The sequence below is a fragment of the Ruegeria sp. BC6 genome (assembly GCF_056539185.1).
Window position 1 is genome coordinate 1,177,077 of record NZ_JBQFUM010000001.1, and the last position, 11,413, is coordinate 1,188,489.

Annotated in this window: 11 protein-coding genes; 3 read left to right on the top strand and 8 right to left on the bottom strand. The window is 63.5% G+C overall.

All coding sequences use genetic code 11. The annotated features are described in order from the left end of the window. Positions 1-74: 74 nt before the first annotated feature. Both ACR0MM_RS05895 and ACR0MM_RS05900 read right to left on the bottom strand, forming a co-directional pair. The gene (locus ACR0MM_RS05895; protein ID WP_170366564.1) at positions 75-722 is read right to left on the bottom strand and encodes a sulfotransferase family 2 domain-containing protein; all 648 of its coding nucleotides are present in this window, start codon (positions 720-722) and stop codon (positions 75-77) included. Continuing rightward, on the bottom strand, positions 719-1,654 hold the full coding sequence (locus ACR0MM_RS05900) for a DMT family transporter (RefSeq protein ID WP_170338127.1): 936 nt from the start codon (positions 1,652-1,654) through the stop codon (positions 719-721). The genes ACR0MM_RS05895 and ACR0MM_RS05900 overlap by 4 nt, the downstream gene beginning before the upstream one ends. Positions 1,655-1,799: 145 nt before the next feature. Here ACR0MM_RS05900 and ACR0MM_RS05905 point away from each other — a divergent pair, with 145 nt between their 5' ends. Next, a complete protein-coding gene (locus ACR0MM_RS05905) occupies positions 1,800-2,813 on the top strand; it encodes a hypothetical protein (RefSeq protein WP_170338125.1) in 1,014 nt (337 codons plus the stop codon). Between the two features lie 6 nt (positions 2,814-2,819). On the opposite strand, the gene upp is transcribed toward ACR0MM_RS05905, so the two are convergent. From upp to ACR0MM_RS05935, 6 genes are all read right to left on the bottom strand, one after another. After that, positions 2,820-3,452 carry a uracil phosphoribosyltransferase gene (gene upp, locus ACR0MM_RS05910; protein ID WP_170522883.1) on the bottom strand — a complete coding sequence of 211 codons (633 nt, stop codon included), beginning with the start codon at positions 3,450-3,452 and terminating at the stop codon, positions 2,820-2,822. After that, positions 3,449-4,435 carry an adenosine deaminase gene (locus ACR0MM_RS05915; protein ID WP_480694970.1) on the bottom strand — a complete coding sequence of 329 codons (987 nt, stop codon included), beginning with the start codon at positions 4,433-4,435 and terminating at the stop codon, positions 3,449-3,451. The genes upp and ACR0MM_RS05915 overlap by 4 nt, the downstream gene beginning before the upstream one ends. Then, positions 4,432-5,643 (bottom strand): phosphopentomutase, encoded by a 1,212-nt coding sequence (locus tag ACR0MM_RS05920; RefSeq protein ID WP_480694972.1) that lies wholly within the window; start codon positions 5,641-5,643, stop codon positions 4,432-4,434. The genes ACR0MM_RS05915 and ACR0MM_RS05920 overlap by 4 nt, the downstream gene beginning before the upstream one ends. Then, positions 5,640-6,947: a thymidine phosphorylase gene (locus ACR0MM_RS05925; RefSeq protein WP_480694974.1), complete on the bottom strand. Its 1,308-nt coding sequence runs from the start codon at positions 6,945-6,947 to the stop codon at positions 5,640-5,642. The genes ACR0MM_RS05920 and ACR0MM_RS05925 overlap by 4 nt, the downstream gene beginning before the upstream one ends. Positions 6,948-6,958: 11 nt before the next feature. Further along, a complete protein-coding gene (locus ACR0MM_RS05930; RefSeq protein WP_170363036.1) occupies positions 6,959-7,342 on the bottom strand; it encodes a cytidine deaminase in 384 nt (127 codons plus the stop codon). Positions 7,343-7,448: 106 nt separating this feature from the next. Beyond that, positions 7,449-8,534, bottom strand: a complete 1,086-nt coding sequence (locus tag ACR0MM_RS05935) for a cupin domain-containing protein (protein ID WP_480694976.1) — start codon at positions 8,532-8,534, stop codon at positions 7,449-7,451. A 143-nt stretch (positions 8,535-8,677) separates the two neighbouring features. On the opposite strand from ACR0MM_RS05935, the gene ACR0MM_RS05940 reads away from it, so the two are divergent. Together ACR0MM_RS05940 and ACR0MM_RS05945 are read left to right on the top strand one after the other, a co-directional pair. Next, positions 8,678-10,951 (top strand): NADP-dependent malic enzyme, encoded by a 2,274-nt coding sequence (locus ACR0MM_RS05940; protein WP_480694978.1) that lies wholly within the window; start codon positions 8,678-8,680, stop codon positions 10,949-10,951. A 46-nt stretch (positions 10,952-10,997) separates the two neighbouring features. After that, complete coding sequence (locus ACR0MM_RS05945) at positions 10,998-11,387, top strand: GFA family protein (RefSeq protein WP_480694980.1); 390 nt, start codon at positions 10,998-11,000, stop codon at positions 11,385-11,387. Positions 11,388-11,413 lie beyond the last annotated feature (26 nt).

Sequence of the window (11,413 nt, forward strand, 5' to 3'; positions counted from 1 at the left end):
TAGTCGCGTTTTTTTATAAACAAAAGCCTGTATTTGTCAGCGTTTCGCGCAATTCGGGAAATAATCGACCAGCCTTATTCGAACCGATATTCGAATCTCTCTATGTCTTCGCGACAGGCGTCAAACACAGCCTTTTTTGCCTGGACCGAGTAGTAGTTGGCGTATTCCGCCCCCCGGGCTGACCGGTTTTCATGCGGAAGGTCCAGACGAAACCCCAGATGATCGAACAGTGGGGCCGCATCCCGCTGAAAGCTTTCGATCCGAATGTATGCGCGACAAAGATCGGTTCCGGTGGCGTCTCTGACATAGGATGGGAACGGGTTTTCCCGAAAGGACTGCTGGATTTTAGGGTGCAGAACAAAGGCCTCAAAATCCAGCCGCCCGGCCAGATGGACTGCTGGGTGATCAAAGGACTGATCCCTCAGCCAGTGGTAATAGCTGACCATCCGGTCCCACGGGTTCCGGATCAGCGTGAACACGAACATCTCTTTCATCTGCTGGGCGGGCAAAAGCCCCCGCAAATCGGTCAGCCGGGAGTGTTTCCACAGCCTTCCCGCCGTCTTCAGTGACCTGTTGCGTTTGTTTCTGCGCTGCGCCTTGGGGGTGTCGCCCACCAGGATATCGTCCTTCATGGCCCGCTGCTCGAGCGCCAGCGCCAGCGATGTTCCCCCGGTCTTGGGAATATGTATGAAGATGTAGGACCGCCCTGTTGATAGAATCATTGCGCCGGTTCCCGTTGGGGAACCACGCTCGCCCGCCACGCCAGAACTGCACCGGCCGCGGCGATCAGGGCGATGCCCGCAATCTGAAGCGGTCCGATCCCCTGCCCCATCACCACCCAGGCAAAAAGCGGCCCGAAGATCATGACCGAATACTCGAACACCGCGACATATGACGGCTCGCCCAGTTGGTAGGCCTTGATCAGCATGAATACCGCAGCCGTGGACCCAACCGCCTGCAATGCGACCCAAGGCAGAGCGGCCTCCATCGGCCAGACCCAGCCCCGGGTCACAAAACCAGCCGGGCCGTCAGACCCGACCACCGGCAAAACCGAAAACACGGCGAGGCCAAGAGCGCCGGCCAGCCCAAGCGTGACAATCATCGCGGCCAGCAAGGCGACGGTGCTTTCGTTTGCACAATGCGTTCGGGTCAGAATCGCACTGAGCGCATAGAAAAAGCCGCCAGCCACCGGCAATAGGCTGGTCGCATCAAAGGCATTGGGGTCAGGCTGCAATACACAGAGGATTCCGACAAACCCGATAAGCACAGCCAGGACCCGCCAGGGGCCGATCTTCTGGTCCAGCAACAGCGCGGAAATCAACAGAACGAAGATCGGTGATGTGAACAGCCCCGCAAGGGCCTGAGCAATTGGCATCAAAGCCAGTGAGCTGAAATAGAACAGCATCGCCAGGGTGATCAGGACACTGCGCAGCAGGACCGCCCAAAACCTCTGAGGTCGCAGCCCTCCAAACCCCAGAAACGACAGTCCCACGATAAGAGGCAGCATCATCACGGCCCGGCTAAGGTGGAATTGCCACAGACCGATCGTTTCGGCCAGCCGAATGACGAAATTGTCCACGACGCCGATGATTGCCATGGCCGAGACCATCAGAACCGATGCAAGAACCGGTGAAGAAGGATGTGCTGTCTGCATGTGGCCTTGGCCTCCGGGCCCTTTGGCCGAAACTGCGCGTCCCAGTTATCGAGCACATTTCCAAATCACCACGCAACAGGTTTGCGCGGATTAATCTCTCCGTGTTAGAAATCGACAAAAGAAAAAACGAGCAGACCTCATCGAAATGACGGCACTGAAACAATACCAGCGGATCGAGGCTACCGGTCTGTGGCGCCCGTCGCCCGACGAGCAGCGGCGCGAAGTGGTTGTTTCGATCGGCGAAGCGACGTTGACCATCACCGATTTCAACGATCGCGCGCTGACGCACTGGTCGCTTGCCGCACTTGAAAGGCAGAACCCGGGCAAGTTCCCCGCGATATTCAACCCCGACGGCGATCCGGACGAGACACTGGAGCTGGAGCAGTCCGAATCCACCATGATCGAGGCAATCGACCGCTTGCAACGCGCCATCGAACGGGCGCGCCCGCATCCCGGGCGGTTGCGGTGGGCCAGTGTCGGCGGCGTGGTTGCGGCTGTCGCGGCGATCTTGCTGTTCTGGCTGCCCGGCGCCCTGCAAAGCCATGTCGAAAAGGTCGTGCCCGAGATCAAACGGCAGGACATCGGGAACACGATTCTGCAACGGATTGAACGGGTCTCGGGCCGGGCCTGCGCCTCGGCGGACGCGCAGCCGGCGCTGCAGAAGCTGGCCCAGAGAACAGGTGTGCGACGGATCGTTGTGTTGCCGGCCGGGGTGCAGGAAAGTCTGTCACTTCCCGGCGGGATCGTGCTGCTGAACCGAGCGCTGGTTGAAGACAGTGAAGATCCAGCGGTGGCCGCCGGTTACGTGATAGCTGAACGCACGCGGGCCCGGCAGCATGATCCGTTGGATGATCTCCTGGACAAAACTGGGCCCACTGCAGCGTTTCGTCTGCTGACGACGGGCGAACTGACACCCCAGATCGTGGACACCTATACCGAACAGGTTCTGGCCGAACCCCGCCCCGCAGTTCCGGAAGACGACCTGCTGGCGGCGTTTGCGTCCGCCAATTTGCCCTCAACCCCATATGCCTATGCGGTTGATATCACGGGCGAAACGGTTCTGGGTCTGATCGAGGCCGACCCGATGGCGGGTCAGCCTTTGGATCAGGTTATGCCCGACCGCGACTGGGTGCGGCTGCAGAACATCTGCAGCGACTAGGCGCGCCTATTTGGTGCCGAACATCCGGTCTCCAGCATCGCCCAGACCGGGCATGATGTAGCCTTTGGAATTCAGCTCGCGGTCCAGTGCGGCAGTCACAATCTTGACGTCGGGATGCGCCTCTTTCATGCGGGCCACGCCTTCGGGGGCGGCCAGCAGGCACAGGAACCGGATGTCGGTGGCACCGGCCTGTTTCAGAAGGTCGATCGCAGCGGCCGAGCTGTTGCCGGTGGCCAGCATCGGGTCAACCGCAATCACCAGCCGATCTTTAAGGCCTTCGGGGGCCTTGTAGTAGTACTGCACCGGCTGCAGCGTTTCTTCATCGCGATACAGGCCCACGAATCCGACCCGGGCGGAGGGCACCAGTTCCAGAACGCCGTCCAGCATCCCGTTGCCCGCACGCAGGATCGACACCAGCGCCAGTTTCTTGCCCGCCAGGATCGGCGCGTCCATCTCCTCCATCGGAGTCTCGATATGGCGCGTGGTCAGGGGCATCTCGCGCGTGACTTCATAGGCCAGCAGCAGCGTGATCTCGCGCAGCAATTGCCGGAACGAGGCGGTCGAGGTGCCCTTGTCCCTCATGAGCGTCAGTTTGTGCTGAACCAGCGGGTGGTCGACGACGGTCAGATGTTCGCTCATGTGTTCTCCAGTCTTTTTCTGACCCTTGCGCGGGTCTCTTCATCGCAGAATGCGGCGTTCAGGGCGGTGTCGTTCAGCGCGGCGAAATCCTTGGCGTCCCAGCCGAAGGCCTGGGCCAGCATGTCATATTCGCGGCGCATGGTGGTATGAAAAAACGGCGGGTCATCGGTGGATACCGTGACCTTCACACCTGCCTCGCGCAGCCGCGCAATCGGGTGGGCCGCAAAATCGGGGTACAGTCCCAGCACCACGTTCGAGCCCGGGCAGACCTCGAGCGTGACGCCCCGGTCGGCCAGTTCATGTACCAGATCGGGGTCTTCGATGGCCCTAACCCCATGGCCCACACGTTCGACCCCCAGCGCGCGCACCGCATCGCGCACGCTTTCGGGGCCGCCGAATTCGCCGGCATGGGTGGTCAGCCGCAATCCGGCCTCGCGCGCGCAGTCGAAAGCCCATTTGAAATCGGCCTGCTGGCCCATGGCCTCGTTCCCGCCCATACCGAACCCGGTGATCCAGTCACTGGCGGTTTCGGCGGCGCACAGCGCGCTGCGCTTGGCCTTGTCGGGCCCGAAATGGCGCACGCAGGTCACCACACCGCGCAGGGTGATGTCGAACCTGCGCTCGGCCTCGTCGGCGGCGTCCTGAATGGCGGCCAGATATTCGCGCCACGCGTGCAGATCACCCCCGCCGCAGAAATCGGGGCTGAGGAAGGTTTCGGAATAGACCACCCCGTTCGCAGCACTTTCTTCCAGGATCGCCAGCGTCAGGCGGCGGAAATCCTCGGGGTTTTTTAACACCTCGCAGGCGGCTTCGTAGACGCTGAGGAAATGCGCGAAATCGCGGAAGTCATAGCTGCCGTCGGGCTTGAAGATGCCGCTCAGGTCAACCTTCTTTTCATGCGCCAGCTGGCGGATGAAGGCGGGCGGGGCCGCGCCTTCGTGATGCAGGTGCAGTTCGATCTTGGGCAGGTCTGCGAGGGTCATAGAAAGGTCCTTCCCGGCCCTTGCGCCGGAATATTCAAGTGATGGGCGATGCTGGCGGCCACGTCGGCGAAATTGACCTGCCCGATCTGCCCGGCCCCCAGACCGGCGATCAGCACCGGCACCTGCTCGCGGGTGTGGTCGGTGCCGATCCAGCTTGGGTCGTTGCCGTGATCGGCAGTCAGAAGAAACAGGTCGCCCGGGCGCAGCCGGGGCAGGATACGCCCGATCTCGGCGTCGAACCATTCCAGTGCGCGGGCATAGCCAGAGATGTCGCGCCGGTGGCCGTACTGGCTGTCAAACTCGACGAAATTTGCGAATGTCAGGCTGCCGTCCTCGGCGCTGTCGACAAGGCGCGAGAGGTGACCCATCAGATCGGCGTCCGAGCCCTTTTCCAGCGTGTCGATCCCCTGCATCGAGAAGATGTCGCCGATCTTGCCCACGCCATGCACCTTGCGTCCGGCATCCTGCGCCCAGTTGGTCAGCACCGGCGCGGGCGGCGTGATGGCGAAATCCTTGCGGTTGGTGGTGCGGACAAACCCCTGTTCGGGCGATCCCACGAAGGGGCGCGCGATCACCCGGCCCACCTTCATCTCGTGCAGCATGGGGGCCAGGCTCCGGCACATCTGGTACAGGCGCTCCAGCCCGAACGTCTCCTCGTGTGCGGCAATCTGGAACACGCTGTCAGCCGAGGTATAGCAGATCGGCCAACCCGTGCGCATGTGTTCAGCACCCAGTTCGGCAATGATCGTGGTACCCGAGGCGTGGCAATTGCCCAAAATGCCCTCGGTACCTGCGGCCTGCGCGGCGGCGCGGGTCAAATCATCAGGGAACGCGGGGACCGTGTCGGGGAAATAGTGCCAGTCCCACGGCACCGGCAGCCCGGCCAATTCCCAATGACCCGAAGGCGTGTCCTTGCCCGGCGAATGCTCGCGCGCGCAACCCCACAGTCCGGCCGGGTCGGCCCCCAACCCCGGCGCATCCGCGCCCGAAGCTAGTCGTACCGCCGCGCCAAGCCCCAGCGCATCGAGGTTGGGCAGGCGCAACGGCCCGGACCGGCCATCCTCGGCCCGCCCTTCAGCGCAGGCCTGCGCGATATGGGCCACCGTGTTGGCGCCCGTGTCCGGCACGTCGCCGTTGAAGAACCGGTCGGCATCCGGCGCGCCACCGATACCCACCGAATCCATCACCACAAGAAACGCGCGGCTCATGCGAGGATCCTTTCGTGTACCAGCTCCGGCACCGGAACGGGCGCCGGGCCGATGGTGATCGCGGCACGCACGGCTTGCGCGGCCCGCTGCGCGGCGTCCTCGCGCGCGGCATGGACGACGGCCAGCGGCGTCCCGGCCGAGACCTTGTCGCCTAGCCGAACCAGCCCCGACAGGCCCACTGCCGGGTCGATCACATCGCTTTCCACCTGCCGGCCACCGCCCAGCGCCACGACGGCAAGGCCCAGAGCCTCGCCATCCATCGCGGTGACATAGCCTTCGTCCTGCGCCGCGACCTCAAGAATCACGCTGGCCTCGGGCAAGTAGCGCGCCCAATCATCGACCAGCCCCAGCGGCCCGCCCACCGCGGCCATCATCCGTCCGAACCGTTCGGCCGCACGGCCATCGCGGATCACCTCGGCGATCATGTCCCGCCCGGCCCGCGCGTCGCCGACCATACCTGCGTCAGAAAGCAGAACGCCGCCGAGCTCGGCCGAAATCTCGGCCAGGGGCGAGGGTTGCCCACCGGTCAGCACTTTCATCACCTCGGCGATTTCCAGGGCGTTGCCCAAGGCGGGCGCCAGCGGCTGATTCATGTCGGTGATCAGGGCCGAGGTCCGGCAGCCGGCCGTATTGGCCGTTTCCGTCAGGGCCTGCGCCAGTTTGCGCGCCTCGCCCAGCGTTTTCATGAAAGCCCCGCTGCCGACCTTGACGTCCAGCACCAGCGCATCCGGGCTGGCCGCCAGTTTCTTGGACAGGATCGAGGCGGTGATCAGATCGAGGCTTTCGACCGTGGCGGTCACGTCGCGGATCGCATAGAGCCGTTTGTCCGCCGGAGCGATCTGTGCCGTCGCGCCAACGATGGCAGCGCCGGTCTCGGCCAGGATCTGGGCCAAACGGTCCTGGCTGATCTGGGTCGACACGCCGGGGATCGCCTCGAGCTTGTCGAGCGTCCCGCCGGTATGGCCCAGACCGCGGCCCGAGATCATCGGCACATAGGCCCCGCATTCCGCCAGCGCCGGGGCCAGCACGAGGCTGACGCAATCCCCCACCCCGCCGGTCGAATGCTTGTCGATCACCGGACCGTCCAGATCCCAGGTCAAAACCTCACCGCTGTCGCGCATGGCCAGCGTCAGCGCGGCGCGGCCTTCGGGACCCAGCCCGCCCATGCAGACGGCCATGGCAAAGGCTCCGGCCTGGGCGTCGCTGACGCTGCCATCGGCCAGACCCTGGGCGAACCACGCCAGTTCGCCGGAATCCGGCACCTCGCGGCGGCGCAGTTTCGCGATAATCGAACGGGCGTCCATGGGCGCGGCCCTTACATGAACGAGGCGTCGAAGGCGCCGGGCAGCAGCTCGCCGATGGTCGTGCGGGTCTCAATCCCGTCCACCGTCGCCATGGTGACCACCACGTCCTTGTCTCCGAACTCGGCCAGTTTCTGCCGGCACCCGCCGCAGGGCGGCACCGGTTGCGGGCTGGAGGCCACCACATAGACCTCGGCCAGCTTGTTTTCTCCGGCGGCGACCATCGCGGCGATCGCACCGGCCTCGGCGCAGGTTCCTTCGGGATAGGCCACGTTTTCCACGTTGCAGCCCGCGAACACTTCGCCCGACGGTGTGCGGAGCGCGGCGCCTACCTTGAAATTCGAATAGGGCGCATACGCGTTTTCACGCACCTTGAGGGCTGCTTCTTTCAACGACATGGCGATTCCCCGATTTTTGATCATCTGGTCAGAATGCCATACCCTACTGGAAATCCGCGGGGGAATTGAAGCCCCCTCTGCACGGGAATCTCGGCGCGCCCGCGCGTCAGCCCAGATCGGTCTTGAAATACCCCGGCAGCGTGACCTCGAGCAGTTCGACATCGTCGCTGGGGTCGGCCAGCCGCGTGCGCATTCCGGGCGGGATGACAAAGGCATCGCCCTGCTCCAGGCGAAACGGATCACGGCCTTCACCTTCCAGGGTGACGGTCCCGTTCATCACGAAGGTAAAGTGGATATCGGCATCATGGCTGGCCCAGACCGGGTCGCCCTGCCCCCGGCGCACCACCTGAACGCCCGCCACGCCCTTGGTGTTTTTGGCAATCGTCGTGTCGCGGTATTGATAGCCCGGCAGGCGGAACGGCTGCCACGCTGCCCCTTCGGCCCGGTTGTAGACGAACCGCTGGCCCTGCCATTCCCGCTCGGGGCGGTAATGCGGCGTGGGCAGCTGCATTTCGTGGTCGATCTCGGTGACATGTTCGGCCGGAACGCCGATTTCGATCACCTGCACGTTGTCCGACGCCTCGAGCACGCGGTGCCGGATTTCGGGTGGCTGAATGAAACAGTCGCCAGCCGTCAGGCGCATCTTGTCCCCCTGATCCTCATAGACCACATCCACCCAGCCATGGATGCAGAAGATCAGCTGGAACCCGACCTTGTGGAAATGCACCATGTCCGGGACCGGGCCGCCGTCGGGAATGCGGATGTGGCTGGCGATGATCGACCCGCCCAGCCGGTCGGGCACCAGATCGCGGTAGTGCATGCCCGCGCGCCCGATGATCCAGGGCGCCTGATCCTTGAGCCTGCGGACGACGAAGGAATGAACCGTCTCGGGCATCACCAGGGGCGGGTTGCGCTCTTCGATCTCGATGCGGGTGCCGTTGGGGGCGACCAGGCTGCGCTGACCGCCGGCAAACCCGTCCGGGTCATCGGTGAGGATGCGCAAGGTGCCCGGCGCCTCGGGCGCGTCCTTTTCCACCCGCAGGCGCAAGCCATGCCCCGAAAACACCGCGACCCGAGGGTCATCCGCCGGATAGATCATGTCCATCCGCATGCCCAGAACCTTGGTGTAGAACGGAATGTCGTCTCGCAACTCTTGGGTCGGAATGCGGAATTCGGCTATGGTGTCGGTCATGCTGGTCTCCTCTGCGCGGGACTGTGAGGGGCCGTTGGGGGATTTGCAAGTCGGGGTCGGATCCGCCGTCACGCGATTTCGAGGTTTCCCCCGCGTAAGAAATAGTTTAGCACTAAACTAAATTCCAAACGGGAAGTTTTGACATGTCCGACACACCCAGCCTGCGCCAGGCCGCACTTGATTACCACGCGCATCCAAAGCCTGGGAAACTGGAGATCAAGGCGACCAAACCCATGGCCAACGGGCGCGACCTTGCGCGCGCCTATTCGCCCGGCGTGGCCGAGGCCAGTCTGGAAATCAAAAATGACCCGGCGACCGCCGAGATGTATACCGCGCGCGGCAATCTGGTGGCGGTGGTTTCGAATGGCACCGCGGTGCTGGGGCTGGGCAATATCGGCGCAATGGCCTCCAAGCCGGTGATGGAGGGCAAGGCCGTCCTGTTCAAGAAATTCGCGGGCATCGACTGTTTCGACATCGAGGTGAACGAACCCGATCCCGAGAAGCTGGCCGATATCGTTTGCGCGCTGGAGCCGACCTTCGGCGCGATCAACCTCGAGGACATCAAGGCGCCCGACTGCTTTGTCGTCGAGAAACTGTGCCGCGAGCGGATGAACATTCCGGTCTTCCACGATGACCAACACGGCACCGCCATCGTGGTGGGGGCCGCTGCGCGCAACGCGCTGCACGTGGCCGGCAAGCGGTTCGAGGACATCAAGGTCGTGTCCACCGGCGGCGGTGCGGCTGGGATCGCCTGCCTGAACATGCTGGTCAAGCTGGGCGTCAAGCGCGAGAACATCTGGCTTTGCGACATTCACGGGCTGGTCTATGAGGGTCGCGTCGAAGACATGAACCCGCACAAGGACCAATTCGCCCAGAAAACCGACCTGCGCACGCTGGATCAGGTGATCGACGGGGCCGACCTGTTTCTGGGCCTCAGCGGGCCGAACGTGCTCAAGCCCGAGATGGTCGCGCGCATGGCCAAACAGCCGATCATCTTTGCCCTTGCGAACCCGACCCCGGAGATCCTGCCCGACGCCGCGCGTGAAGTGGCCCCCGACGCGATCATCGCCACCGGGCGCAGCGACTTTCCGAACCAGGTGAACAACGTCCTGTGTTTCCCGTTCATCTTCCGCGGTGCGCTGGACGTGGGTGCGACCGAGATCAACGATGCCATGCAGATCGCCTGCGTTGAAGGCATCGCCGAAATGGCCCGCGCCACCACCAGCGCCGAGGCCGCGGCCGCCTACAAGGGCGAACAGCTGACCTTCGGCCCAGACTACCTGATCCCCAAGCCGTTCGATCCGCGGCTGGTGGGTGTGGTATCCTCGGCCGTGGCCCGGGCCGCGATGGAAAGCGGCGTGGCCAGACGCCCGATCGAGGACATCGAAGCTTACAAGGAAAAGCTGAACCAGACAGTCTTCAAGTCCGCCCTACTGATGCGCCCCGTCTTCGAGGCCGCCGCCGCTGCCTCGCGCCGCATCGTCTTTGCCGAAGGCGAAGACGAACGCGTGCTGCGCGCCGCTCAGGCGATTCTTGAGGAAACCACCGAAACCCCGATCCTGATTGGCCGTCCCGAGGTGATCGAGGCGCGCTGCGAACGTCTGGGCCTGTCGGTCCGCCCCGGGCAGGACTTCCAGATCGTGAACCCGGAAAACGACCCTCGTTATTATGACTATTGGAACTCGTACCACCAAATCATGCAGCGTCGGGGGGTAACGCCTGATCTGGCCAAGGCGATCATGCGGACCAATTCCACCGCGATCGGCGCAATCATGGTGCACAGGGGTGAAGCCGACAGCATGATCTGCGGCACCTTTGGCGAGTATCGGTGGCACCTGAACTATGTTGAGCAGGTGCTGAATGACGGCGACCTGCGCCCGCATGGCGCATTGTCCCTCATGATCCTTGAAGACGGCCCGCTGTTCATCGCCGACACTCATGTCCGGCAATTGCCCAGCCCGGAAGAACTGGCTGAGATCACCGTCGGTGCCGCGCGCCATGTCCGGCGTTTCGGTCTGGCGCCAAAGATCGCGTTCTGCTCGCAATCGCAGTTCGGCAATCAGGCCGAGGGGTCCGGCAAACGCCTTCGCGAAGCGATTGCGATTCTGGACAGCAAGCCCCGCGACTTCATCTATGAAGGCGAAATGAACCTGGACGTGGCCCTGGACCCCGAACTGCGCGAGCGGATTTTCCCCAATTCACGCCTCGAGGGGGCCGCCAACGTTCTGATCTTTGCCCATGCGGACGCGGCCAGCGGCGTGCGCAACATTCTGAAGATGAAGGCCGACGGCATCGAGGTCGGCCCCATCCTGATGGGCATGGGCAACAAGGCACATATCGTGACACCCTCGATCACCGCGCGCGGGCTGCTGAACATGGCGGCAATTGCCGGAACGCCCGTCGCGCATTACGGTTGAACACGGCGGCCTGACCGGTCTGGCCGCCCTGCCGAGGGAGGTCATCATGAAAGGTCACTGCCACTGCGGCGCCGTGCGATGGGCCAGCGATGCCGAGATCGCCTGGAGCTGCTACTGTCATTGCGCGGATTGCCGTCGCAACTGCGCCGCCCCGGTCACTGCGTTCATCGGGCTGCCCCACGGCTCGGTAACGTGGTCGGGGGATGCGCCGCGCGTGTATAACTCGTCTAAGGATGTCGAACGCCTGTTCTGCGGGACCTGCGGCACGCCGATGGCATACCGCAATGCCCGCGACCGGGTGAATATTCACCTCTACACCGCCACGTTGGACAACCCCGAGGATGCCGCGCCCCGGTTTCACGTTTTTCACGCCGAGCATCTGCATTGGCTGAACATCCAAGACAGTCTGCCCCGATATGCGGGAACAGCGACCTGATCCGAATCTGACAAAGCCACTTTTGC

Bases quoted from the DNA above. Each gene is read 5' to 3' on its own strand.
- ACR0MM_RS05895 (WP_170366564.1), bottom strand. From the start codon at position 722: ATGATTCTATCAACAGGGCGGTCCTACATCTTCATACATATTCCCAAG.
- ACR0MM_RS05900 (WP_170338127.1), bottom strand. From the start codon at position 1,654: ATGCAGACAGCACATCCTTCTTCACCGGTTCTTGCATCGGTTCTGATG.
- ACR0MM_RS05905 (WP_170338125.1), top strand. From the start codon at position 1,800: ATGACGGCACTGAAACAATACCAGCGGATCGAGGCTACCGGTCTGTGG.
- upp (WP_170522883.1), bottom strand. From the start codon at position 3,452: ATGAGCGAACATCTGACCGTCGTCGACCACCCGCTGGTTCAGCACAAA.
- ACR0MM_RS05915 (WP_480694970.1), bottom strand. From the start codon at position 4,435: ATGACCCTCGCAGACCTGCCCAAGATCGAACTGCACCTGCATCACGAA.
- ACR0MM_RS05920 (WP_480694972.1), bottom strand. From the start codon at position 5,643: ATGAGCCGCGCGTTTCTTGTGGTGATGGATTCGGTGGGTATCGGTGGC.
- ACR0MM_RS05925 (WP_480694974.1), bottom strand. From the start codon at position 6,947: ATGGACGCCCGTTCGATTATCGCGAAACTGCGCCGCCGCGAGGTGCCG.
- ACR0MM_RS05930 (WP_170363036.1), bottom strand. From the start codon at position 7,342: ATGTCGTTGAAAGAAGCAGCCCTCAAGGTGCGTGAAAACGCGTATGCG.
- ACR0MM_RS05935 (WP_480694976.1), bottom strand. From the start codon at position 8,534: ATGACCGACACCATAGCCGAATTCCGCATTCCGACCCAAGAGTTGCGA.
- ACR0MM_RS05940 (WP_480694978.1), top strand. From the start codon at position 8,678: ATGTCCGACACACCCAGCCTGCGCCAGGCCGCACTTGATTACCACGCG.
- ACR0MM_RS05945 (WP_480694980.1), top strand. From the start codon at position 10,998: ATGAAAGGTCACTGCCACTGCGGCGCCGTGCGATGGGCCAGCGATGCC.